Origin of the sequence: Embleya scabrispora (genome assembly GCF_002024165.1) — a bacterium.
Taxonomy (GTDB): Bacteria; Actinomycetota; Actinomycetes; order Streptomycetales; family Streptomycetaceae; genus Embleya; species Embleya scabrispora_A.
Genome location: NZ_MWQN01000001.1, coordinates 5,418,954 through 5,443,000 on the forward strand (window position 1 = coordinate 5,418,954; position 24,047 = coordinate 5,443,000).

The window sequence follows — 24,047 nt, forward strand, 5'->3', positions numbered from 1 at the left end:
GTCCCGCCCCGTCAGGCCGGGGGCGGCGTGGTGCCCTGGTCCGGCCAGCTCGGCGCGGGCGCCGGGACGAGCGTGGCGCGATCGGGCTTGGGCGCGGCGCCGCCGAAGACGTACTCGGTGCGCAGGTGCCGCGTCGCGCCGGTGGCCACACCCTTGTCCACCACCGTCGTGCTCACCTCGGAGTACGCGGGCAGGTGGGTGGCCGGGTCCAGCCAGAACACCGCGCGCACCGGCGACCCGCTCTGCCGACCGAAGTTCTCGATCTGGTACGGCCCCTTGGTGAAGTCGGGGATCGTGGCCCGGAACGCCCGGAGCAGCAGATCGGTGTTGGCCGCCGCGCCGCCGTTCTGCTGCGGCTTCAGGTCCACCGTCAGCCGCAGCCAGGACTTGCCGTTCTGCTGCGCCGGTTCCACCGCCGAGGGGGTCAACCAGCCCGGGGTGGCCTCCAGTTGGGCGGCGAAGGTCTTCGCCTGCTCGGCGGTCAGCCCGGTCGGCAGGATGCCGTCGCCGACGTACTTGCCCTCATGGGACATGTCCACGACACACGTGCGCTTGGTGTCGCTCCACTGCTCGAGCGCGTTGTTGTAGCTCCACTCCCGGCCCGCCTCGCACTGGGAGCGCTTGATCGGCGCGCCGGCGGCGACCTGGTAGGCGCGGTCGGTGAACGCGGACTTGCCGCCCGCGTCGTACCAGGACCACAACTCCTCCTTGACCGTCGCCTCCTTGGCGGTGTCGCCGGCCGCGGTGCGCACCCCGTGGTACTCGACCACCTGCTGCGTGGTGGTCGCCGCGACGAGCGCGGCCCAGACCGCCCTGGGGTCCTTGTCGCCCGCCCCGCCGGGTGCCGGGGCGCCGGCCGACGGCCCCCCGGTGCCGCCCGCCTTGTCCCCGCCCTTTTTCTCCTTGCCCTTGCCGCCGCCGGAGTCGGACGAGCACCCCGTCAGCACGACGGCGGCGGCCAGGCCCGCCGCCGCCCACGTGCTCCACCGTCGTCCCACGCCCCCGTGTCGCATGCACCACTCCTCGCCTCGGTCTCACCGAACGCTGCGTCAGCACGCATACCGTACGCGTGAGCGAGCCGGGCGGAGCGGGAACGGCCCCGCCCGGCGGAGGTGCTCAGGCCAGGGACAGTGCGGCCAGCGCCGCGTTGACGATCGAACCCGGCAGCAGGTCGTGCAGCTCGTACAGGTCCTCGATCCGGCCGGTCTGGCCGAACTGGTCCACGCCCAGCGGTACACACGGCACGCCGAGCGCCGAGCCGAGCCAGGCCAGGGTGTGCGAGGACGAGTCGTGCACGGTGACCACCGGCGCGCGGTACGGGAACGCGGTACGCAGCGCGCCCGGCGCGGACGGAGTGGTCGCGGTGCGCACCCCCTGGCGCAGCGTGCGCTGCCAGGCGGCGTAGAGCCGGTCCGCCGAGGTGATGTCCACGACGTGCGCGGCGATGCCCTCGTCGCGCAGCTCGTGGGCGGCGGTCAGCACCTCGGGCAACACCGCGCCGGACGCGGCCAGGTACACGCTCGGCGCGCCCGGCAGGTCGGGCGCCTCCAGGAGCCGGTAGCCGCCCGCGAGCACCTGTCGGCGCAACACCGCGTCGCCGAGCCGGGTCCGGGCGGCCTCGAACGGCGCCTGGTCGATCGGGCGGGTGGTGAGCCGGAAGTAGTAGGCGCCGTTGTCCGGTTCGACCCCGTGGTCCGGGCCGCCCGCGATCCGCCCCACCGCGTCGCACAGCAGCCAGTCGAGGGCGGAGCCGTAGGCGGGCTCGATCAGCGTGGTGCCGGGCAGCTCCAGGCCGATCGAGGCGGTGATGGTGGACTGGTGCGCGCCGCCCTCGGGAGCCAGGGTGACCCCGGAGGGGGTGCCGGCCACGATGAAGCGCGAGCCGGAGTAGACGGCGTGGATGAACGCGTCCAGGCCGCGGCAGACGAACGGGTCGTAGACCGTACCGATCGGGATCAGCGGCTGGCCGGACAGGTCGCCCGCCAGGCCGAGTTGTTCGAGCAGCAGGAACAGGTTCATCTCGGAGATGCCCAGTTCGATGTGCTGCCCGCCGGGGCCCTCGATCCACTTCAGCGCGCCGTCGCCGGACCAGGCCCGGCGCTCGGTGGGGGAGAACACGCCGGTGCGGTTGATGAAGCCGGCCAGGTTGGTCGAGGTGGCCACGTCCGGGGCGGTGGTGACCAGGTACGGCGCGAGCGCCGGGTCGCGGGAGAGGTCGACCAGGACCCGGCCGAAGGTCTCCTGGGTGGAGACCGGCTTGCCCATGCGCTGATTCGTCGAGGAGGCGACCGGCACGCCCAGCGGGCCCGGCCGGGGCGGGCGGGCCAGGTGCTCGCGGCGCTGCCCGGCCAGGATGCCCTCGGGTGTGGCGGCGTCGAAGCGGTCCCACTCGGTGCGCTCGCTCAGACCGAACTCCGCGCGCAGCGCCGCGACCTGATCGGTGGTCAGCAGCGCGGAGTGGTTGCGCGGGTTGCCCGCGAGCGGCAGGCCCCAGCCCTTGACCGTGTAGGCGAAGACCACGCTGGGCCGGTCGGTGACCGCGTCGCAGCGCCGGTAGGCGTCGAGCAGGGCGGCGATGTCGTGCCCGCCGAGATCGGTGACCAGCGTGTGCAACTCGGCGTCGGGCACGTCGGCGACGGTGGCCGCGACGTCGGCCGGCGCGCCGTCCAAAAAGTGCGCGCGCACGTCCGCGTCGGCGAGGCCGAACAGCGCCTGGTACTGCTCGTTGGGCATCGCGTCGAGCCAGGCCCGCAGCGCCGCGCCGCCCGGCCGGTCGAACGCGGCCTGGAGCCGGCGTCCGTACTTGACCTCCACCACATGCCAGCCGGCCGCCTCGAACTGGCCGCGCCACTGGTCGATCCGGACCCCGGGGACCACGCGGTCGAGTGACTGCCGGTTGAAGTCGACCAGCCACATCACGTTGCCCAGGCCCTGGGTGGCCGGGTCGGCGATGGCCTCCCAGATGTTGCCCTCGTCCAATTCGGCGTCGCCGAGCAGTGCGACGAAGCGGGAGGCGGGACGCGCGCCGAAGTGCGCGTCGACGTAGCGGCGGGCCGCCGCGCCGAACAGCGGCGCCGCCGCGCCCAGGCCGACCGAGCCGGTGGAGAAGTCCACCCATTCGCGGTCCGGGTCCTTGGTCCGGGAGGGGTACGACTGGAGGCCGCCCTTGGCGCGCAGCGTGGTCAGGTAGGACCGGTCCAGGTTGCCCAGGAGGTATTGGATCGCGTGGAAGACCGGCGAGGCGTGCGGCTTGACGCTGATCCGGTCCGGGCCGTCGAGGTGGGCGAACCACAGCGCGGTCATCGCCGAGACCAGCGACGCGGAGGACGCCTGGTGGCCGCCGACCTTGATGCCGTCGGCGTTCGGCCGGTCGTGGTTGGCCGAGTCGACGATGCGCGTCGCGAGCCACAGGACGCGGCGCTGGACGGCTTCGAGGACGGACAGGTCGATGCCGAGAGCGGACGCGGCGTGGTCCGTGTCGCTGCGGTGCATGGTCACCTCAAGATGGGTCGGGGTGGCCGAAGCATACGGCGATCGTCTCACCATGCGATACGCGCGCCGGGGGGCGGCGGGCGGGCGCGGCCGGGTCCCGGCCGCCCGGGACCGGGGGCGGGCGGCCGGCGTGGCCTGCGGGCGGCCTCCGACAGGGCCTACGCGAAGCGCTCCCGCAGTGCCGCCAGGCCCGCTCCGTACGTGCCCTCGGCGAAGACCGCGTCCACCGTCTCGACCACGTCCGGCTCGCCCTCGTAGGTCGCCGACCAGACCACCTCGCTGCCGTCCGGGTGCGGGTGCACGGCCAGCGTGCCGACGTAGTCCGTCACCGCCAGTGGCACCTGGATCAGCCGGTAGCTCATCCGGTGCGCGGCGTCGTCGTGGCTGAGCAGTTCCTCGCGCGAGAGCACCTCGCCGTCGATCGCGAACGCCCGCACCGCGCCCGGGGTGTTGGCGTCGCCGCCGCCTTCGATCGTGCTCGGCGGCACCACCGGGTGCCAGTCGCCCAGGGCACCGAAGTCGCCGATCACCGCCCAGACCCGGTCGGGTGTGGCGGCGATCACAGCGGAACGGGAAAACTCGTGCATGAACGAACTCCTGTCGGTTCGAAATTACGCGCGTGGAGGTGCGACGATGCAATTCGGCGCGCGTCGGACGTGGTTTCGGCCACGATTCGATCCGGGTCCGTGGCGGGTCCGCAATACCACCGGGTGGTTGGTCTCGACCGAATAAATCACCCGCCCGATGTGGCCTGTCTCCTGGACGCGGAAACCACTTGGCGCCTAGAACCGTTGCAGGGCCGGACGGGTCACCGAACGGACGAGGCCGGAAAGGGGCGGCGGGGACGTGTTGTACGGACTTGTGCTGACGGCTTTCGCGGCGGCCATCCTGGTGACCGCCCCGCGCGTACTGCGCCGGGCCGAACGCAGCGGCTTCAGCCCCCGGCACGTGCAGCGTGCCTGGCGGGCCGCCGCGGGCGGGGTGCTCGCCTCGTTCGCGCTCGCCGTCCCCGTCTACACCCCCGACCTGTGGCAGGCGCCGATGCGCGCGGCCGGATTCGACCCCGGGATCGGCATGCCGCACGTGCCGCTGCCCGCGCAGATCACCGTCGCGGTCCTCGCCCTGCTGCTCGTGGCGTTCGGCTGGCACCGGGGCGCGGGCGCGATGCGCGACTATCGGCGCGCGCTGCGGGTGCAGCTGGACCGGCTGGAGAACTCCGCGCCGCTGCTCGACGAGGAGGACGGCGGCCGGCCGCGCCTGGTGATCGTCGAGGACGAGGCGCCGCGCCTGGTGCTGCTGCCGTCCCGGCCGCCGCGCGTGGAGGCCACCACCCGGGCGTTGGACCTGCTGCGCCCGGAGGAGCTGAACGCGGTCCTGACCCACATGGCCGGGCACCTGCGCCGGCGCGACGCGCAATGGATGGTCTGCGCCGACACGTTGGCCGACGCGTACTCGGGGGTGCGCTTCTTCGCCGACTGGGCCGACCACGCGGCCGAACTGTCGGAGAAGGCCGCCGACGCCGACGTGCGCGGCTCCATCGCGCGGGCCAATCTGCGCCGGGCCATCGTCAAGCTGTCCGGGCCGGGCCAGGCGGGCGGGCCGTTCTGCCCGTGCTTCGCGTGGCCGCAGCAGCGCCAGGAGGAGCTGATCGTGCACCGGACGCACGCCGCGGCACACCCCGAGGTGGCCGTCGCGGGGGTCCGGGTGGGCGCTCCGGTCGCGTCGGCGGGGTTGCGGGTGCTCACGGCGGCGGCGCTGCTCGTACCGTCGGTGATCGTGTTGTCGCCGCACTTCCTGTACATCTGAGGCCGCCGGGGCGGGCGGGACGGGGTCCGGAGCGCTGCGCGTAATCTGCCGAGCATGATCGACGGCGAAGTGTGGTTGCGTTCCGAAGGCGCCGAGGCGCGGATTCTGCCGGACGCCGGGTGCCGGCTCGGCTCGCTGCGGGCGCACGGGCTCGAACTGCTCCGGACGCGGGGGGAGCGGCCCGAGGAATGGGGCAGCTATCCGATGGTGCCGTGGGTGGGCCGGATGGGCGGGGCCCGGTTCGAATTCGCCGGTGCGGTCCACGAGTTCCCCGCCGACGCGCCTCCGCACGCGCTGCACGGGCTCGGATATCGGGCGGCGTGGAAGCAGGTGGCCGGGGACGCCGGGTCGGCGGCCTTCGAGCTGGCGCTGACCGATCCGTGGCCGTTCGCGGGACGGGTCGAGCAGACCTTCACGATCCGGCCCGACGGGCTGACCACGGTGCTGCGGGTCGAGTCCGACGCGGAGGCCTTTCCGGCCCAGGCGGGCTGGCATCCGTGGTTTCGGCGGCGGTTGGCGATCGGCGAGCCGCTGGAATTGTCCTTCGAACCCGCCTGGCAGGAGGAGCGCGGCCCGGATTACCTGCCCACCGGACGGCGGATACCGGTCGTCCCGGGGCCCCGGGACGACTGCTACGGAACCCCCGGCGGCCTGGACGCGACGCTGCTCTGGCCGGGCGCGCTGCGGTTGCGGATGACGTCGGACTGCGATTACACGGTGGTGTACGACATGCCCGCGGACCACGTGTGCGTGGAGCCGGAGACCGGCCCGCCCAACGGGCTGACCGCGCCCACCACGCACCTGGTGCGCCCGGGGGAGCCGCTGATCGCCACGACGACCTGGACGTGGGCTTCCGTCGGGGTATGAGCGGGCGCCGGCGGGCGTCCCGTGTCAACGGGGCGTCAACATGGGTCCATCGATGATCAAGGGCGCGGTAGGGGCGGGGTTGCCCGGTATGCGGTGGTCGTAGCGTCGGATTCAGGGCTCGCGCATGGTGGCGGGGCCGGACTTCGGAGGCTGTCGTGTCGGACGTGTTGATCACCGACGAGGAACCCGCTGCTACGACCCCCGCTCGGCGCGTGGTGATCGTGCCGGTGCGGGCAGAGGCCGGGGCGCGGGTGGTGCGGTTGTGCCGAGACCCCCTGGGCCCGGGTCCTGGTGGCGTTCACCTCGGTGGCGCGGCTGCGGGCGGTGTTGGGCGTCGAGCAGGAGTGGATCCGACTCGGCGCCGGCGCGGCCCGCTCGCTCGCGGACGAGATCGGCGTCGAGCGCATGCTGGTCGATCCGGGCCTTTCGGCACCACCGGTGGACCGGCCTCGGGACGAGGCGGGGCGCGAGGCCGACGGCGGCGAGCCGGCCGCGGCCGACGCGGGCGCCGCCGAAACCGGACCCGGGGCGGGTGCGGTGGTGGTCGTCGTGTTTTCCGTGTCTGCCTGATTCTTCGTCACCCATGTACGCGCACCAGGGAGTTGCCATGTCCATATCGCTTGCCGAGCCGGTTCTCGACGCGGGCCTGTGGCCTCGTTCGACGCGGCCGCGAGGGGCGGATCTCGTGGTCGGCGGGTTGCCCGCGGCCGAACTCGCCGAGCGGTTCGGGACGCCGCTGTACCTGCTGGACGAACGGCACGTGCGGGACACCTGCCGGGCCTATCGCCGCGCGCTGCCCGGTGTCGAGATCGCCTACGCGGCCAAGGCGTTCCTGTGCCGCGGCCTGGTCGCCTGGCTGCGCGAGGAGGGCTTCGGGCTCGACGTCTGCTCGGCCGGGGAGTTGGAACTCGCCGCCCTCGCCGGGATGCCCGGGGAGCGGGTCATCCTGCACGGCAACGCCAAGTCCGGCGACGAACTGCGCGCGGCGCTGCGTCTGGGCGTGGGGCGGATCGTGCTGGACAACCCGGCCGAGATCGCCCGGCTGGCCGCGTTGGTGGCGCCCCGGCAGCGGCAGCGGGTGATGGTGCGCGTGGTGCCCGGGATCGAGGCCGGCGCACACCACGCGATCCGCACCGGCGGCGAGGACCAGAAGTTCGGCCTGTCCATCGCCCGGGGCGACGCCGAGGACGCGGTGCTGCGGGCGGTGGCCCAACCGCACCTCGAACTCACCGGCCTGCACTGCCACCTGGGTTCGCAGATCGGCTCGGTACGACCCTGGCTGGCGGCCGTCGGCACGCTCGTCGCGTTCCTGGCCGGGCTGCGCGACCGGCACGGGATCGTACTGCCCGAGCTGAATCTGGGCGGTGGCCACGCAATCGCCTACCGGAGCGGTGAACACGCGCTGGACATCGAGTCGTTCGCGATCGACGTGCGCCGCCGGCTGGCCCGGCAGTGCGCGCTGTACGAACTGCCCGTGCCGCGCCTGATCGTCGAGCCGGGCCGGGCGATCACCGGGCCGGCCGGGGTGGCGCTGTACCGCGTGCTGGTGGTCAAGCGCACCGCGCACCGGGTGTTCGTCGCGGTGGACGGCGGCATGGCGGACAATCCCCGGCCGGCCCTGTACGGCGCGCGCACCACCGTGCGCCTGGTCGGCCGGGCCGGCGCGCCCGGCACCCGGCAGGTCACCGTGGTGGGCCGCTACTGCGAGTCGGGTGACGTGTTGGCCGCCGATGTCGAACTGCCCGAGGACGTGCGCCCCGGCGACCTGCTCGCGATGCCGGCCGCCGGGGCGTACCAGCAGTCGATGGCCTCGACCTACAACCTGGTCGGCCGCCCGCCGGTGGTGGCCGTGCGCGACGGCCGGGCCCGCGTGCTGCTGCGCCGCGAGGGCATCGCCGACCTGCTCGCCCGCGACGTCGCCGAGTAGCCCGGTCCGCTCGTCACCACCCGCCCGACTCGGGTGATGGGCCGACGGACGGGTCCCGGTCATGAGGTCCGTCCGCACCGGGCCGGCCGTCGCGTCAGAGCCGGACCATCGGCAGCTCCGACTCGCGGTCGCCGTTCGGGCCCGCCTCGACGCGGTACGCCCGCGCCTTCGGGAGTTCGGTCACGAACCGGTACGGCTCGCCGTCGACGAGGTGGATCGCCGCACCGTCGTCCAGCGCGTAGCCGGGCGCGAGGGTGCCCGCCGCCACGGCCGCGTGGTAGGCCGGGCGGCGGCCGGGTTCGCCGTCGTAGTGCGGACACACGCTGCCCCGGGCCCAGCCGAGCCCGTCGGCGAGCGGGCGCAGCCGGGGTCCGTAGGAGTCGGTGATCCCGCCCTCGAACCAGCACAGCGCGCCCGCGCTCAGTCCGCACACCACCAGGTCGCGCCGGGCGGCGCGGGCGGAGAGCGCGGCGTCGAGGCCGTGCAGGCGCCACAGCGCGAGCAGGTTGAGGGTGGAGCCGCCGCCGACGTAGATCACGTCCGACTCGGCCAGTATGTCGACGAGTTCGGTGTCGGTGCGCTTGAACAGGCTCAGGTGGTCGACCGCACAGTCCCAGGAGGCGAACGCGTCGCGAAACCGCTCGACGTAGCTGTCGGCGTCGCCGGAAGCGGTCGGTACGAAGCACACGTTGGGGCGGGGGCGGCCGGTCAGGTCCAGGACGTAGCGGTCGAGCGCCGTCGCCCCGTCGTTCATCGAGAATCCGCCGCCGCCCATGGCCACCAGGTGTGTCGTCATCGGCTCATCCTGCCGGGTGCGTACCGCCCGCGACGAGGCATTTTCCGCCGGTACGGGCGCGGGCCGGCGCGCCGATCACCCGGCTCGCAGCCGGGCGGCGTCCGCCTCGGGGAGCCGGCGCACCGCCTCGCGGAACGTCACCCCGGACATCCGGGGCCGGTGCGCCTCGGTCCACGCGATCACGTAGCCAGGATCCCGCCTCGAGATCTCCCGAAGCACCCAGCCGATCGCCTTCCGGACGAAGAACTCCTTCTCGTCCAGCATCGAATCCGCGTAGCGGTCGAACCGGACCAGATCGGGTGCGCCGGCCCGGACGCCGGGCAGCAGGGCGAGCAGCGCCGCGCGGCGGACCCAGAAGTCGGTGTCGGTTGCCCAGGCGTCGGCGGTGCCGAAGTCGGCGGGAGTGCGGCCCATCAGCGGCCCCGCGACCTTCTCCGCGAGCGTGTCCACGTACACCCAGCCGGCCGCCTCCCGGATGAGCCGCTCGATCAGCGGCAGGTCGGCGCGGGTGAGCACGCGCAGGTGGATCCGCAGCAGTTCGATGGCCGCGAAGCGGCTCTCGTGCAGCCGCCGGGTCCACAACGCGTCGACCCAGGCGAGCAGTTCGGCCCGGGTCGGCGCGGGCCGGGCGCGCGTCGCGGCGGTCACCGTCTTGCGCAGCACCGGGACCGTGACGCCGAGGAAGTCGAGACCGCTCTTGAGATACGCCTTCTCGGCCTCGGCGCGCGCCGGTGTGCCGAGGCCGGCGAGGTCGGTGAGCAGGGCCGTGGTGGCCTCGTCGGGATCGAACATGGGCCCACCGTAGGTGGCGCGGGTCACGGTCCGCGGATGCGCGGTGGGGCGGTTTCGCTTGACATGAAGTCGACTTGAAGTTCGAGAATTCTCGCATCGCGACCGGGGGAAGGTGCTCCGGTCCCATCAACGTTGGTCCCGTCACCGCCGGCCCGTCCCGAACGGGCCGGCACACAACCCAGGAGTGCACGATGCGCGCGATGCGATTGAACGAGTTCGGTCCGGCCGAGAACCTTCGCTTCGAAGAGCTGGCGACACCGGAGCCGGGCCCCGGGGAGGTGCGCATCGCGGTCGCCGCGGCCGGGGTGCACCTGGTCGACGTGATGTTGCGCACGGGTCGGGTGGAAGGGCCGTTCCCGGCGCCGGAGTTGCCCACCACGCTCGGCCGCGAGGTGGCCGGCACCGTGGACGCGGTCGGCGCCGGGGTGGATCCGACCCTGGTCGGTCGCCGCGTGGTGGCGCACCTGGGCAACCGGGGTGGCGGCTACGCGGAGTTCGCGATCGTCGACGACCAGGCGCTGCTGTCCCTGCCCGACGACCTCGGGGCCGAGGTCGCGGTGGCGATGGTCGGCACCGGGCGCACCGCGATGGGCATCCTGGAGGTGGCCGCGATCGGCCCCGAGGACGTGGTGCTGGTCACCGCCGCGGCCGGCGGCCTGGGCACGCTGCTGGTCCAGGCCGCACACCGGCTCGGCGCGGCGGTGATCGGGGCGGCCGGCGGGCCGGCCAAGGTCGAGGCGGTGGCGAAGATCGGCGTCGACCTCGCGGTGGACTACAACGCCGCCGACTGGGCCGACCGGGTGCGCGAGGGCTTCGGCGAGAGGCCGGTGACGGTGCTGCTGGAGAGCGTCGGCGGCGAGATCGGCCGCACCGGTCTCGACCTGGTCCGCCGAGGCGGTCGGGTGGTGACCTACGGCTGGTCCTCGGGCGCGGCCATCGCCGACCTGGACGAGGTCGCCGAGGCGGCCGGGGTGAGCGTGGAGAACCCGCTGGGCCCGCGCATGATGAACCGTCCGGGCGGCATCAAGGCCCTCGCCGAGCAGGCTCTGGCCGCCGCCGCGGCGGGCGAACTCACCCCGGCGGTGACCACGTTCGCGCTGGCCGAGGCCGCCGCCGCGCACACCGCGCTGAGCGACCGGCAGACGGTCGGGAAGGTCGTACTGATCCCCTGACGCCGCACGATCGTCGCACGACCGCCCCTCGGCGCGGGTCCGCCGACGCCGACGCGGGGCCACCGGCCGTCCCTCGCCGCCGGCCCGCCGTTCGACGATCGAGCGGCGGGCCGGCGCGGTTGTGCGGGTCAGCCCGATGTGTCCCGGTTCGCCGTGTCGATCTCCCGCTCCAACGCCGCGAGTTCCGCCCGCTCCTCCGGCGGGATCACCGCGTCGAGGTCGGCGAACCCCTCGGGTTCCCGCTCGTGCGCGAGCGTGAGCACGATGCCCTGGCCGGGCGTACGATTCGCCGCCTGGAGCGCCGTCGTCGCCGGTCGGCGCCGCTCCTCGTACCGGGCGAGCGCGTCGATCGGGTCCGCGTGGGCGGCCAGTTCGCTCGCGAGTACCGCCGCGTCCAGGATCGCCTGCGCCGCGCCGTGGCCGCCTCTCGGGAAGGTCGCGTGCGCGGCGTCGCCCAGCAGGGTCACCCGCCCGTCCGACCAACTCGGCAGCGGCTCGCGGTCGATCAGCGGGTACTCGTACGCCACGTCCGCGTCGGCGATCACCGCCGGCACATCCAGCCAGTCGAATTCCCAGTCGGCGAAATAGCCCACCACCGTGTCCGGTTCGGCCGGCCGCTGCCAGTCGCCGCGCTCGGGCGGCGGGCCGGCCGACGGGCGCTCGGCGAGCCAGTTCAGCAGCGCGGGCCGGTCGCCCTCCGCCGCCCGCAGGGGGTGTGCGACGAAGGTCTGTACGCCGTCCCCGGCGATGATCATGGTGTGGCCGGTGAGCAGGTCCGGCGCGGGCGAGATCCCGCGCCACTGCACCCGACCGTGCCAGGACGGCGGCCCCTCGCCCGGATACATCAGCGCGCGCCCGGCCGAGTCGATCCCGTCGGCCGCGATCAACACGTCGGCCTCGTCGGTGACGATGTTCCCGTCCCGGTCGGTCAGTTCGACCGTGACCCCGGCCGCGGTCTGCGCGTATCCGCTCAGCCGCAGGCCGGTGCGCAGCGACTCGGGGCCCAACCAGGCCAGTTGGGCGCGCACCAGGAGCATCTGCAACTCGCCCCGATGCACCGACAGTTGTGGCCAGGCGTGGCCGGCGGCCAGGCCGCGCGGCTCGGTGTGGATCCGGCCGCCGAAGCGGTCGTGGTGGACCAGTTCGGTGGTGGCCACCGAGATCTCGGCGAGGTCGTCGTACAGGCCCAGCGCGGCCAGTTCGCGAACGGCGGGCGGTGGCAGATCGATCCCCACCCCGTGCGGGCGGATCTCCTCGACCGCCTCGTACACGGTCACGTCGGCGATACCCGCCGCGTGCAGACTCAGAGCGGTGGCCAGCCCACCGATGCCGGCTCCGGCGACGACAACGCGCACGAGTGCCCCTGTACAGGTGGAAGGGATGTTGTCGCACGCAGGGTACGCGTCGACCGCACTCGCCCGTTCGGGGGGTGGCGCCGAACCGTGTTCACGGGCCCGGACGGCGGAACATAACGGGACGCGGGGTGCATCGGGCGGCGAGAATCGACCCATGGCCTTCGCTTCGAGCAACCGCGCGAACCCCACCGGATCCCCCCGACCCCGTCCGGAGCTTCCCGAACTCCCTTATGCGGCGTGGGCGGACACCCTGGACACGCTGCACCTGTTCGCGCAGATCGTGGGCAAGGTGAAGTTGGCCGCGAGCCACCCGCAGAACCACTGGTGGAACATCACCTTCACGGTGGACGCCCGTGGTCTGACCACCCGCCGGTTGAGCGTGGCCGGGATCGCGTTCGACATCGCGTTCGACTTCCTCGACCATCGTGTGGTCTTTCGTACCGATCGCGGCGAGGTGCGCGAGATCGCGCTCGTGGACGGGCTGAGCGTGGCCGCGTTCGACGTCGCCGTCCACGGCGTACTCGCCGACCTCGGGATCGACGTGCCACTGCTGGAGAAGCCCTTCGGAGTGCCGCACCTGACCACGCCGTTTCGCGAGGACACCGGGCACTGCGCCTATCGGGCCGAGTACGCGCAGCGGTTCTGGCGCGTCCTGACCTGGTCGGCGGACGTGTTCGAGGAGTTCATGGGCTGGTTCGACGGCAAGAGCTCACCGGTCCAGCTCTTCTGGCACTCGTTCGACCTCGCGCTCACCCGGTTCTCCGGCAAGCGGGTCGAGCCGCCGATGAGCGGGGTGGACCCCGTCACCGCCGAGGCGTACTCGCACGAGGTGATCTCGTTCGGCTTCTGGGCGGGCGATCCGACCGTGACCTACCCCGCCTACTACTCCTACGCCGCGCCCAAGCCCGCCGGCGTCGAGCGGCAGCGGCTGTCCCCGCGCGAGGCGGTCTGGTTGCCGGACGGCTCGCGCTCCACGCTGGAATACGACGTGGTCCGCCGGGCCGAGGACCCGCGCCGCACCCTGCTCGGCTACCTCCAGTCCAACTTCGCCGCGAGCGCGACGCTCGCCGGCTGGCCGACCGACGAGCTGCGCTCCAACTGGTGCCCGACCGGTGAGCAGCTGCACGCGCTGGCGCGGGCCGGCGTCTGAGCCTCCGCGCCGCGGGTCGGCTCATCGGCTCATCGGCTCGTCGGTTCAAAAGCGGCCCTCGGCCCGCCTGCGCAGATCGCGCCGACGCGCCTCGCGGACCAGGGCGAAGCCGAGGACCACGGCCACCACCACGACCGAGGACAACAGCTGCGGCCGGGCGTCGGCGTCGAACAACATCAGGATCGACACCGCCGCGAGCGCGAGCATCACGAACCAGGTCAGATACGGGAAGCCCCACATCCGGATGAGCAGCCGCTCCGGATCCTCGCGCTCCATCCGCCGACGCAACACCAGTTGCGCGGCGGCGATGGCGAACCAGACGAAGAGCAACATCGCGCCGACCGAGTTCAACAGGTGTTTGAACACCTGCTCGGGCCACCACACGTTGAGCAGCGCGGCGAGGAAGCCGAACGCCGAGGAGGCCAGCACGGCCGTCCGCGGCACCCCGTTGCCGGCCACCCGGGACAACCCGCGCGGACCCTCGCCGCGCCGGGACAGCGAGAAGGCCATCCGGGACGCGCCGTACAACATCGAGTTCAGCGCGGACAGCAGCGCGGTGAACACCACGACGTCCATCACGTGGGCCGCGCCCGCGATGCCGATGTCCTCCAGGACGGACACGTACGGGCTGCCCAGCCGGTCCGAGTTCCACGGGAGCAGCGTGGCGATGATCGCCACCGAGCCGATGTAGAAGAGCAGGATGCGCCAGACCGCGGTACGCACGGCGCGGGCCACGTTGCGGGCGGGGTCGTCCGACTCCGCGGCGGCGATGGTGACGATCTCCAGGCCGCCGAAGGAGAAGGCGACCGCGAGCAGGCCGGCGATCACCCCGTCCCAGCCGTTGGGCAGGAAGCCGCCGTTGCCGGTGAGGTTGTCGAGCCCCGGCGCGTCGGTGTCCGGCAGCCACCCCACGATGGCCAGCACGCCCAGCACCAGGAAACCGACGATGGTCACGACCTTCACCGTCGCGAACCAGAACTCGGTCTCGCCGAACGAGCGCACCGTGAGCAGGTTCGCGCCGGTGAACACCAGCATGATCAGCAGCGAGAACGCCCAGATCGGTACGCCCGGCGCCCACCCGTGCGCGATCGCCGCCGCTCCCGACGCCTCGACGGCGAGCACGATGGTGACCATCCACCAGTACAGCCAGCCGACGGTGAAGCCGGCCCACCGGCCGAACGCGGCTCCCGCGTACTCGGAGAACGAGCCGCTGCGCGGGACGGCCGCGGCCATCTCGCCGAGCATCCGCATCACCAGCAACACCAGCACCGAGGCCAGCGCGTAGGAGATCAGGATGCCGGGGCCGGCGGTGTGGATGCCGGCGCCGGTGCCGACGAACAGGCCCGCGCCGATGGCGCCGCCGAGCGCGAGCATGGTCATGTGGCGGGGCTTGAGGGCATGGCCGAGGTGGTGGGTGCCTGCGGCGGAGTGGGCCGGGGCGGGGCCGGCCTCGCCCGGGGTGCCCGAGGTGCCTGCGGTGCCCGAGATGTCCGGGGTGTCTGGGTTGCTCATGGGTGGCGCTGATCCTGGGGACGGGAACGGGCGTGCGGACGGTCAGTATGGCCTAGCCCACATCGCCCCCGGCAAACCCGGACAACCCCCCGATGTTCGAGTGCCCGCCCCGGCCCCGGGGTCGCCGCTCACCCCTCCCGGGCGTCGATCGCGGCGAAGTCGGGCTCGCGGCGTTCGGCGAAGGCGGTCAGCGCCTCGATGTTGGCGGGGCTGCCGAGCAGTCGGCCGAAGGCCGCGTCCTCGCGGCGGCGGGCTTGGGCGACGCTGTCCCCGAGGCCGTCCAGCACGGTGCGCTTGGCCTCGATCAGCGACGGGATCGACTTGGCGGCCAGGATCCGGGCATGCCGCATGGTCACCGCCATCAGCTCGTCGGCCGGGCAGACCTTGAACACCAGACCCATCTCCAGGCACTCGGCGGCGCTCAGCCACTCGCTGCTCAGCAGCGCCCACATCGCGTTCTGCCGGCCGATCAACTGCGGAAAGGTCACGCTGCTGCCCGCCTCCGGCGCGACCGCGAGCGAGGTGAACGGGCACTTGAGCCGGGCGGTATCGGCCATGAAGGCGAGATCCGCGAAGCCCAGGACGGTCGCCCCGATGCCGAGCCCGAGTCCGTTGACCGCGACCAGCAACGGCTTGGGAAACGCCTGGATGCGATCGACCATGCCGCCGAAGCCGTGCCGGCCCTTGACCTTGGTGCCGCTGTTGAGTTGCGCCATCTCGATCAGGTCGGTTCCCGCCGAGAAGGCCCGACCCGCGCCGGTGAGCACCACGACGGCTACCGCGGGATCGGCGGCGGCGTCGATCAGCGCGTCGGCGGTCGCGTCGTACAGCGCCTCGTTGAACGCGTTCAGCGCCTCGGGGCGGTCGAGGGTGAGAGTCCGGACGCGGTCGGCGTCCTCGATCCGGATCACGGCTGCTCCTGGTGGTGGGGGTGGGGTGGATGCGCTCTGGGGTTCGATGGACAGGAAACCTTACTTAGTTGACCGAGTCAAGTGTCTCGGCGATCGGGTGGTCGCGGCACTTCGAATGGGTCGGTTGTCCCGTGCTTCACGTGCGTAACGGCCCGGTGGCGTGGGAAAGTCCTCGAACGGTACGTCGGGAATACGGAATGCCGCGCATATCGGGTCTTGATCCATAGCCGCTAAGGAGCCGTCGTGGAGTTCGACGTCGTTGTGGAAATTCCTGCGGGCAGTCGGAACAAGTACGAGATGGATCGCCGCACGGGACGCATCAGGCTCGACCGCATGTTGTTCACGTCCACCGCCTATCCCGCCGACTACGGCTTCGTACATCGCACCCTGGGCAGCGACGGCGGCCCGCTCGACGTGCTGGTGCTGCTGGACGAACCGACCTTTCCGGGCTGTCTGATTCGCTGCCGCACGGTCGGGATGTTCGTGATGAGCGACGAGAAGGGGCCGGACGAGAAGGTGTTGTGTGTACCCGCCCGTGATCCGCGGCGACACGCGATACAGGACATCGCCGATGTCCCGGCCTTCCAATTGAACGAGATCGCGCACTTCTTCGAGGTGTACAAGGACCTCGAACGCGGCAAATCGGTGGAGGGCTCGCACTGGGAGGGGCGCGACGCCGCGGAGAAGGAGATCGTGGCGGCGTATGAGCGGCGCGAACTGGACGCGGGGGAGTGGGCGTTCGAGGGGCGTTGAGAGCGCCGCCGATCCGGCCCGACCGGGGGCGGTCGGACCGGGTCGGCGGCGTGGGCGGGTGAACTTGCGTCGGGTGCTTCGGGTGCTTCCCCCGGGTTGGGGAGCTACGCCCGGTGTACGACGCGGCCCGCGACCACCGTCGCGGTGACGGGGAGTTCCGGTAGGTCGTCGGGAGGGCAGGTCAGCGGGTCGCCGCCGAATACGGTCAGGTCGGCCCGGCAGCCGACGGCGATCCGGCCGGCCGTCCTCTCCTCGCCCGCCGCGTAGGCCGCCTGCGTGGTGTAGCCGGCCAGGGCCTGACGGGCGGTGAGGCCGACCGAGGCCCCGTACGCCGCGCGGCCGATCTCGCCCGCGGGTCGGCGCAGTTGGGCGCCGGCCAGGGTGCGTCGCGGGTCGAACGCGGCCACCGGCCAGTCCGAGCCGAGCGCGACGTGCCCGCCGGCGGCCAGGATGTCCGCGCAGCGCCAGGCCTTGGCCGCCCGCTCCGGGCCCACCCGGCGCGACCAGTTGTCGGATTGGTCGGGCAACGACCAGTCCATGTGCGTCGGTTGCATCGACGCCACCACGTCCAGCGCGGCGAAGCGCGGCACGTCGGCGTCGCTCAGCACCTCGGCGTGCTCGATGCGATGCCGGGTACCGAACGGCGCGGCGTGCTCGGCGTAGACGTCCAGGGCGCGGGCCACCGCCCGGTCGCCGATCGCGTGTGTCCACGCCGGCAGGCCCGCGTGGGCGGCGATGGCGACCGCTTCGGCGTACCGGTCGAAGTCCTTCCACTGGGACCGGTGCGACTGGCCGCAGCAGTCCGGCTCGTGCAGCCACGCGCCGCCGCCGTCGATCGCCCCGTCGGCGAAGAACTTGATCGCGGCGAGCTTGACCAGCCCGTCCGGCCCGCCCAGGGACCGCAGTTCGCCGATCCGCTGCGCCAGGTTGTCCACCTCGCCCGGCGGACACCACGGCGCGAGGTGGACCCGCATGCTCAGCCGCCGCTCCGCGTCCAGCTCGGCGAGCGTGTCGACGGTGCCCGGCGCGTCGTCCAGGATGTGTACGCCGGTGACCCCGTGTCGGTTCTGCTCGGCGAACAACTCCTCGACCCGGGCCGACATCTCGCCGCGCGGCATCGGCGGTACCGCGCGGTAGCCCAGGAAGCACGCGGTCATCTCGTGCAACTCGCCGGTCGGACCGCGCTCGTCGCAGACGATCTCGCTCCGGTCGGCGAACTCGCGCGGCCCGGTCAGCCCGGCCAGGCGCAGCGCGGCCGTGCTCAGCAGCGCGGTGTGGCTGTCCGACATCCAGATGAACGCGGGCCGACCGTCCACGGCGGCGTCGATCAGGTCGCGGTGGATGGCCCGGCCGGCGAATGCCGCGTACTCGCCGCCGAAGCCGACCACCCAGTCGTTCGGACCGCACGGCGCGGCCTGTTCGGCGAGGCGGCGCTGTACCTCGGCCAGGGTGACGGCGCCGACCAGGTCGGCCCCGCGAGTGCTGCCGGCGCCCATCACGGAGTGCTGGTGACAATCCGTCAGGCCGGGGGTGACGGTGTGTGCGATCGCCTCGAGCACCTCGGTACGCGGGCCGATCAGCGCCCGGGCGTCGGCGCCGAGCGCGACGATCACCCCGTCCCGGACGGCGATCGCGTCCGTGACCGGCCGGTCCCGATCCATGGTCAGTACGTGCGCGTCGGGGATGACGAGGTCGGCGGTGGTCATGCGGTGCTCTCCACGGGGGTCGAGGGTTCGGGGTCGGTGCCGCCGTCGGCGAAGCTCGCGCCGACCCGCACCTTGTCCTGGGGGCGCTTGATCAGCAGGTACAGCACGCCGGTGCCGACCACGATGGCGATGCCGATGACGGCGGCCCACACCTGGTAGGCGGGGGCGTCCGGCGGCGCGAGGATTCTGCGCGGCCAGGCGATGTTGACGAATTCGAAGGCCAGCCAGGCGACGGCGAGCACGTTCAGCGGGGTGCCCCACCGGCCGAGCCGGACCAGGCCGGCGGGCGTCCAGGTGCCGCGCAGTCGGGCGATCAGCGCGGCCAGCGCGATCAGCAGGAACTGGAGGTAGATGGCGGCGCTGCCGAAGGTGATCAGGCTGCCGATCGCGGAGCTGTCCAGCGCGAGGAGCAGGGCAGAGCAGCTGATCGCGGAGGTGATCAGCAGCGCGCCCACGGGGGCCTGCCGCCGGTTGATCCTGCGCAGTGCGCGGGAGGCGGGCAGTACGTCGTCGCGGGAGACCGAGTACACCGCGCGCGCGGCGGACGCCTGGGAGGCGAGCGCGCATGCGACGAAGGCGATGATCACCACCACCACGAAAGGCTTGGCCGACCACGAGCCGAACGAGTTCACCACCGCGGTGGTGACCGGGTCCAGGTCCTCGCCGTGCACCACCGCGGCCGGGTCGGGATGGGCCAACTGCACGGCGACGGCGTTGAGTACGACCAGGCCGCCGACGCTGGTCAGCGTCCACCAGATCGCGCGGGGTACCTGCCGGGCGGCGTCCCTGGTCTCCTCGGAGGAGGCCACACACGCGTCGAAGCCGATGAACGCCCAGCCGCCGACCGCGAGCACGGTGAGCAGGGCCGAGAGGGTCGAGCCCCCGGACAGGGACTGTGCGCCCATCGTCTCGGTGAGGATGCCGAAGCCGTTCTCCCGGAAGAGCAGGAGCAGCGCCAGACCCACCCCGAGCGAGGCCACCGCCTCGGCCGCGATGCCGGCGGCGAGTACCAGGCGCAGCACGTCGATGCCGAGCGCGTTGACGGCGGTACAGCAGAGCAGGAATATCGCGGCCACCGCGACGATCCGGCCGGGTGTGGGCTCGGCGTCGAACAGGGCGAAGAACCAGGGTGCGCCCAGATAGACGATCGTGGTGTTGGCGAACACCACCGCGCACAGCGCCACCCATCCCGCGAGCCACGCGTAGGTGGGCCCGAGCAGACGACGGGCCCACTGGTAGGCGCCGCCGGCGATCGGATACTGCGAGGCCAACTCGGAGTACACGCACATCAGCAGCGCCTGGCCGAGCAGCGCGACCAGGAGCACCCACACCCACGCGGGGCCGGCGACGGTGGCGCCGACCTGGACGACCGCGTACAGGCCCACCACGGGGGAGACCGTCGCGAAGCCGATGGCGAGGTTGCCCAGCACGCCGAGACTGCGCTTGAGCTCCTGCTCGTAGCCCAGTTCGCCGAGCCGTGCGGCGTCGTGGTCGGGCGCTTTGCCGGTGGGGATCGGTGGGCGAGAAGTGCCGTGGTTCATCGGGACCTCGCAGCGGGAGCGAATAAAACTTACTAAGTTAGTTTGAGGACCATAGCCCCCGGCCGGGTGTAGGGGAAGAGGTGGATTCCGGCTAGGTTGGCCACGCGGAGTGACCGACGACGGCGCTCGCGAACGGCACGAGGTGAGCGCACGATGGGTCGACCCAACCGCCCCAAACTCGACCGGGAACTGATCGCCCGCGCGGCGGTGGACCTGGTCGACGAGCACGGCATGGGCGCGCTCACCATGCGGGCGCTGGCCACCCGCTTGAACGTGCGGGGGCCGTCGTTGTACAACCACGTGTCGTCGAAGGAGGAATTGCTCGACGCGATCACCGTGGTGATCACGAGGGAGATAGACCGCGCCCCGCTGGACGACCCGGACTGGCGGGTCGGCATCACCGCATTCGCCCGCGGCTACCGCGCCGCGTTCCTGCGCCACCCCGACGCGCTCCCGGTGATCGCCCGCCGGCCGGTGTCCACGGAGGAGGCCCTGTCGGCCTATGACGCCGTCGTTCGCACGCTGATCCGCATCGGCCTCCCCCCGGCCGAGGCGGCCGAATTCTCGGCGGCACTCGACTACCTGGTGGTCGGCTCGGTGATCGAGACGTACGAGGAGGGCTTCGCGCGGTCGGCCGAGGAGTACCGGGCCGATTACCCGTCACTGGCCCGCGCTCTGACCGCCGGAGACCGCGACACCCTCAACGCCCGCGGCTTCGAGAGGGGCCTGCGCCTTCTCCTGGACGGGCTCGCGTCCCGCCTGAAGCCCTGACCACGCCACCAGCCACCCGTCGGTCCGCCGCCTGCCGCTCCGGCCTCCCGTCGCCCGTCGCCCGTCGGTCCGCCGTCTGCCGTTCCGGCCTCCCGTCGCCCGTCGGTCCGCCGTCTGCCGTTCCGGCCTCCCGTCGCCCGTCGGTCCGCCGCCTGCCGCTCCGGCCACCCGCCACCCGCCACCCGCCGCTCGCCGGTCCGCCGCCTGCCGCTCCCGCCACCCGCCACCCGCCGCCCGCCGGTCCGCCGCCCGCCGGGCCGGCCACCCGGCTCCCGCCGGTCCCGGCTCCCGCCGGTCCCGCCACCTGCTTCCCGTCGCGCGCCGGTCGGGGTGGACGGGGCGGAGTCATGGTGTCGGCGTTGGGTGGGGGGCGTTGACAGTGGTGTATTGAATGCCGTTCAATTCGGATTGAACGGCATTCAATACGGAGGTCCGTGTGGGCTCCTGTGGTGCCCATGGCGCTCGTAGCGGCCGAAGGACACGCGGCTCCCGACGAAAGAAGTGGTGAGATGACGAACACCCCTGTCGCCGACGGCTTTTCGATGCCGGCGGAGTGGGTGCCGCACGAGCGCACCTGGATGGCCTGGCCCAGCCGCAACGAGACCTTCGCCGAGGAGGACCTGCACACCGCGCGCGCCGCGTGGGGCCGGGTGGCCGGGACGATCGCCCGCTACGAGCCGGTCACGCTGATCACCGACCTGGGCGAGTCGGACACCGTGGCGCGCTACGTCGACCGGCCGCTCACCGTGCTGGAGAGGCCGCTCGACGACGCGTGGATGCGCGATATCGGGCCAACCTTCCTGACCGACGGCCGAGGTGGCATCGCCGCCGCCGACTGGGTGTTCAACGGGTGGGGCGCCCAGGAGTGGGCCTCGTGGGAGCACGACCGACACATCGCGGAGCATGTGATCGAGGCGGCCGGCGTCCGCCGTTACGCGTCGCGGATGGTCAACGAGGGTGGCGGGATCCACGTCGACGGCGAGGGAACGGTGCTGATCACCGAGACCGTGCAACTCGACGAGGGCCGCAACCCCGGGTGGACCAAGGAGCAGGTCGAGGCCGAGTTGAAGGCGTTCCTCGGGGTGCGGAAGGTGATCTGGCTGCCGCGCGGACTCACCCGCGACTACGGCCTGTACGGCACGCGAGGCCACATCGACATCGTCGCGTCGTTCGCTCGACCGGGCCTGGTCCTCGTCCACGTGCAGCCCGATCCGGCGCACCCGGACCACGAGGTGGGCAAGGAGAACGCGGCTCTGCTGCGCGCGGCCACCGACGCCGAGGGGCGATCCCTCGAGGTGGTGGAGATCCCGGCGCCGACCGTGCTCGAAGCCCACGACGACTGGGTCGACTTCAGCTACATCAACCACTACGTGGCCAACGGCGCGGTGATCCTGTGCGCGTTCGACGACCCGCGGGACGAGGAGAACGCGGCGACCTTCGGCAAGCTCTTCCCCGGCCGCGCCATCGAACTCGTGGACGCCCGGGACATCTTCGCCAACGGCGGCGGCATCCACTGCATCACGCAGCAGCAGCCGAGGGCCTGACGGGCACGGTGGCGGGTGTCCGGTCGGCGGGCGGCCGGCGGGGGGTCAACGCCCTGGCAGCGGTGGTGTGTTGCCGGGGGCGGCCGCTGATTCGCCCGGCACGGCGGGTGGTTCGGCCGGCTTCGGGATCGGGGCGGTGACGGGTCGGCCGCGCTCGCCGGCGCCGAACGCGGCCAGGGTGAGCAGGAGTACGGCCAGGGCGACGGTGGTGGCGGTCGGTATGTACCAGCCGGCGTCGGTCGCGGGTTCGATGAGTGCGGCGAGCGCCGCTATCCCGCCCGCGTAGAGGAGGGCGCCCGCGAAGGCGGGTATGCCGCGCCGACCGGCACCGGCGGCGACCGCGCCCGCGATCAGCGCGAGCAGCAGCAGCAGGCCGGACAGGCCGATCAGGGACGGCCCGAAGTCGTCACCGGTGCAGCCGCGTCGGCCGAAGTCGTCGCACGAGCCCAGGGCGGCGGCCCGGATCGCGTATGTCCCGATCAGCCAGCCCGCCGAGGTCGCTCCGGCGAACGGGAGGAGCCACCCGCGAAGGGAGGCCGTGACGGGGTGGGACGCCGGTGCGTCGGTGCTCATGGTCGGAGGCTAGGCGGCGTGCGGGACGCGCGGATGAACGACCGGGAAGCGCGGGATGAAGGCTGCGTGGCCCGGCGGGCGGGCGGACCGGGTGGGGGAGGAAAGAGACCGGGCAAGGGCGGGATCGGAGCGGAGGGGAGCGGTTCGAGGTTCCGGGCCGAGCCACCCGTGGCGGGTCGATCCCGGCCCCTCGGCCCTGACCCTCCCGCCCCCGCCGGGTGGTCGGGTCAGGACTTGGGCGTCGCGCCGTGTGCGGTGGCGAAGGCGGCGATCCGGCCGGCGAATTCCGTGTCGGTGGCCGTGATTCGGTTGCCGGCGTCGTGGGTGGTCAGGGCGAAGGTCAGGGTGCCGTAGAGGATGGTGATCCGGGCGTGGTGGTTCGCCTGGTCCTCGGCGGCGGCGACGGTCGCGTAGAAGGCGGGGACATCGGCGCGGGCGCAGGTGTACGTCGCGGTCAGTTCCCCGTCGGTGACCTGCCAACCCGGGAGGTCGGCGAGGGCCTTGGTCAGTTCGGCGTCGGTGAGCGGCTGGGGTGCCACGGTGGGTCCTCTCGTCGGAGATGGGCGCGGACGGCCGGGGTCGCGGGCCGGGAACCGGTTCCGGTCGCGTCATCGGCTTCCGCCAGTATGGCGGCGTCGGTTCGCCGGGCGCGGTATTGAACGACGTTCTAACATGGCGGCAGGCGGGGTCCGCCGTCGAACGAACCAGGGGTGCTGAGCATGGCGGGGACACGGCGCAAACGGCTGGAGCAGCCCAGGGAGGTGGTGCTCCAGGCCGCGATGGACGCGATCGCCGAGCACGGGCTGGCGCAGCTGACCATGGCGGGCCTGGGCAAGCGGATCGGGATCAGCGGCGGCCACGTCGCCTATTACTTCGGGTCCAAGGAACAACTCCTGGTCGAGACCCTGCGCTGGAGCGAACAGGGATTCGCCGAGCGGCGACGGGCCCTGCTCGGTGCGACCGGGGTGCCGCGCGCCGAGCGGCTGGCCGGCTACATCGACCTGTACCTGCCCGACGAGCGCGCCGACCCGCGCTGGACGTTGTGGCTGGAGGTGTGGACGCGCTCCCTGGCCGACCCGGACGTGTCGGCCGCGAGCGCGGAGATCGAGGGCCCGTGGATCGCGGATCTGCGGGCGATGATCGCGCCGCACCCGGACCCCGACGGGTACGTGTTGCGCCTGCACGCGCTGCTCGACGGGCTGGCCACGCGGATCGTGATCGGCGCGCCCGGTCCGTCGCGGGCCGAGATGGTTCGGCAGGCGATCGGGTTCGCGGTACGTGAGGCGGGCGTCGATCCGGCCGCCGAGCCGGGTGCGGAGCCCGGTACGAACCACACGGACAGGTGATCGGAGGCCGAATTCCTCCTGTCCGGCGCGGCC

The 24,047-nt window shown here is 72.7% G+C and carries 22 protein-coding genes; 10 read left to right on the top strand and 12 right to left on the bottom strand.

The window, feature by feature from the left end:
* Positions 1-11: 11 nt before the first annotated feature.
* From B4N89_RS23945 to B4N89_RS23955, 3 genes are all read right to left on the bottom strand, one after another.
* Positions 12-1,013 carry a hypothetical protein gene (locus B4N89_RS23945; RefSeq protein WP_078977867.1) on the bottom strand — a complete coding sequence of 334 codons (1,002 nt, stop codon included), beginning with the start codon at positions 1,011-1,013 and terminating at the stop codon, positions 12-14.
* Between the two features lie 103 nt (positions 1,014-1,116).
* Positions 1,117-3,492: a transketolase-like TK C-terminal-containing protein gene (locus B4N89_RS23950; RefSeq protein WP_078979583.1), complete on the bottom strand. Its 2,376-nt coding sequence runs from the start codon at positions 3,490-3,492 to the stop codon at positions 1,117-1,119.
* Positions 3,493-3,650: 158 nt separating this feature from the next.
* Entirely contained in the window at positions 3,651-4,079 is a 429-nt protein-coding gene (locus tag B4N89_RS23955) for an SRPBCC family protein (RefSeq protein ID WP_078977868.1), read from the bottom strand.
* Between the two features lie 259 nt (positions 4,080-4,338).
* Between B4N89_RS23955 and B4N89_RS23960 the strand changes: the two genes are divergently transcribed.
* The 4 genes from B4N89_RS23960 (at position 4,339) to lysA (ending at position 8,092) form a co-directional block, all read left to right on the top strand.
* Complete coding sequence (locus tag B4N89_RS23960) at positions 4,339-5,298, top strand: hypothetical protein (protein ID WP_078977869.1); 960 nt, start codon at positions 4,339-4,341, stop codon at positions 5,296-5,298.
* A 54-nt stretch (positions 5,299-5,352) separates the two neighbouring features.
* Complete coding sequence (locus B4N89_RS23965; RefSeq protein WP_078977870.1) at positions 5,353-6,165, top strand: aldose epimerase; 813 nt, start codon at positions 5,353-5,355, stop codon at positions 6,163-6,165.
* A gap of 291 nt (positions 6,166-6,456) precedes the next feature.
* Positions 6,457-6,735 (top strand): SAV_915 family protein, encoded by a 279-nt coding sequence (locus tag B4N89_RS50780; RefSeq protein ID WP_078977871.1) that lies wholly within the window; start codon positions 6,457-6,459, stop codon positions 6,733-6,735.
* A gap of 37 nt (positions 6,736-6,772) precedes the next feature.
* A complete protein-coding gene (gene lysA, locus B4N89_RS23975) occupies positions 6,773-8,092 on the top strand; it encodes a diaminopimelate decarboxylase (RefSeq protein ID WP_078977872.1) in 1,320 nt (439 codons plus the stop codon).
* A 94-nt stretch (positions 8,093-8,186) separates the two neighbouring features.
* On the opposite strand, the gene B4N89_RS23980 is transcribed toward lysA, so the two are convergent.
* Both B4N89_RS23980 and B4N89_RS23985 read right to left on the bottom strand, forming a co-directional pair.
* Positions 8,187-8,888 carry a peptidase E gene (locus tag B4N89_RS23980; RefSeq protein WP_235618752.1) on the bottom strand — a complete coding sequence of 234 codons (702 nt, stop codon included), beginning with the start codon at positions 8,886-8,888 and terminating at the stop codon, positions 8,187-8,189.
* Positions 8,889-8,963: 75 nt separating this feature from the next.
* Positions 8,964-9,680, bottom strand: coding sequence for a DNA alkylation repair protein (locus B4N89_RS23985; protein WP_078977873.1), 717 nt, complete (start codon positions 9,678-9,680; stop codon positions 8,964-8,966).
* 191 nt (positions 9,681-9,871) lie between these two features.
* Here B4N89_RS23985 and B4N89_RS23990 point away from each other — a divergent pair, with 191 nt between their 5' ends.
* Positions 9,872-10,852 (top strand): zinc-binding dehydrogenase, encoded by a 981-nt coding sequence (locus B4N89_RS23990; protein WP_078977874.1) that lies wholly within the window; start codon positions 9,872-9,874, stop codon positions 10,850-10,852.
* 128 nt (positions 10,853-10,980) lie between these two features.
* Here B4N89_RS23990 and B4N89_RS23995 read toward each other — a convergent pair whose 3' ends face one another.
* The gene (locus tag B4N89_RS23995; RefSeq protein WP_078977875.1) at positions 10,981-12,207 is read right to left on the bottom strand and encodes an FAD-dependent monooxygenase; all 1,227 of its coding nucleotides are present in this window, start codon (positions 12,205-12,207) and stop codon (positions 10,981-10,983) included.
* A 154-nt stretch (positions 12,208-12,361) separates the two neighbouring features.
* Here B4N89_RS23995 and B4N89_RS24000 point away from each other — a divergent pair, with 154 nt between their 5' ends.
* Complete coding sequence (locus B4N89_RS24000; protein ID WP_078977876.1) at positions 12,362-13,357, top strand: DUF5996 family protein; 996 nt, start codon at positions 12,362-12,364, stop codon at positions 13,355-13,357.
* A 45-nt stretch (positions 13,358-13,402) separates the two neighbouring features.
* Here B4N89_RS24000 and B4N89_RS24005 read toward each other — a convergent pair whose 3' ends face one another.
* Positions 13,403-14,869 carry an amino acid permease gene (locus B4N89_RS24005; RefSeq protein ID WP_078977877.1) on the bottom strand — a complete coding sequence of 489 codons (1,467 nt, stop codon included), beginning with the start codon at positions 14,867-14,869 and terminating at the stop codon, positions 13,403-13,405.
* Positions 14,870-14,997: 128 nt separating this feature from the next.
* Positions 14,998-15,780, bottom strand: a complete 783-nt coding sequence (locus tag B4N89_RS24010; RefSeq protein WP_078977878.1) for an enoyl-CoA hydratase/isomerase family protein — start codon at positions 15,778-15,780, stop codon at positions 14,998-15,000.
* Positions 15,781-16,023: 243 nt separating this feature from the next.
* Here B4N89_RS24010 and B4N89_RS24015 point away from each other — a divergent pair, with 243 nt between their 5' ends.
* A complete protein-coding gene (locus B4N89_RS24015) occupies positions 16,024-16,533 on the top strand; it encodes an inorganic diphosphatase (protein ID WP_078977879.1) in 510 nt (169 codons plus the stop codon).
* Positions 16,534-16,637: 104 nt separating this feature from the next.
* On the opposite strand, the gene B4N89_RS24020 is transcribed toward B4N89_RS24015, so the two are convergent.
* Complete coding sequence (locus tag B4N89_RS24020) at positions 16,638-18,239, bottom strand: amidohydrolase (protein WP_078977880.1); 1,602 nt, start codon at positions 18,237-18,239, stop codon at positions 16,638-16,640.
* Positions 18,236-19,780: an APC family permease gene (locus tag B4N89_RS24025; RefSeq protein ID WP_078977881.1), complete on the bottom strand. Its 1,545-nt coding sequence runs from the start codon at positions 19,778-19,780 to the stop codon at positions 18,236-18,238. The genes B4N89_RS24020 and B4N89_RS24025 overlap by 4 nt, the downstream gene beginning before the upstream one ends.
* A 153-nt stretch (positions 19,781-19,933) precedes the next feature.
* On the opposite strand from B4N89_RS24025, the gene B4N89_RS24030 reads away from it, so the two are divergent.
* Positions 19,934-20,551, top strand: a complete 618-nt coding sequence (locus B4N89_RS24030; RefSeq protein WP_078977882.1) for a TetR/AcrR family transcriptional regulator C-terminal domain-containing protein — start codon at positions 19,934-19,936, stop codon at positions 20,549-20,551.
* A gap of 509 nt (positions 20,552-21,060) precedes the next feature.
* Positions 21,061-22,095, top strand: coding sequence for an agmatine deiminase family protein (locus B4N89_RS24035; RefSeq protein ID WP_078977883.1), 1,035 nt, complete (start codon positions 21,061-21,063; stop codon positions 22,093-22,095).
* A gap of 45 nt (positions 22,096-22,140) precedes the next feature.
* Here the strand turns inward: B4N89_RS24035 and B4N89_RS24040 are convergent, their stop codons facing one another.
* Together B4N89_RS24040 and B4N89_RS24045 are read right to left on the bottom strand one after the other, a co-directional pair.
* Positions 22,141-22,668 carry a hypothetical protein gene (locus B4N89_RS24040; RefSeq protein WP_078977884.1) on the bottom strand — a complete coding sequence of 176 codons (528 nt, stop codon included), beginning with the start codon at positions 22,666-22,668 and terminating at the stop codon, positions 22,141-22,143.
* Between the two features lie 227 nt (positions 22,669-22,895).
* A complete protein-coding gene (locus tag B4N89_RS24045; protein WP_078977885.1) occupies positions 22,896-23,207 on the bottom strand; it encodes a 4a-hydroxytetrahydrobiopterin dehydratase in 312 nt (103 codons plus the stop codon).
* Between the two features lie 180 nt (positions 23,208-23,387).
* Here B4N89_RS24045 and B4N89_RS24050 point away from each other — a divergent pair, with 180 nt between their 5' ends.
* On the top strand, positions 23,388-24,014 hold the full coding sequence (locus B4N89_RS24050; protein ID WP_078979585.1) for a TetR/AcrR family transcriptional regulator: 627 nt from the start codon (positions 23,388-23,390) through the stop codon (positions 24,012-24,014).
* Positions 24,015-24,047 lie beyond the last annotated feature (33 nt).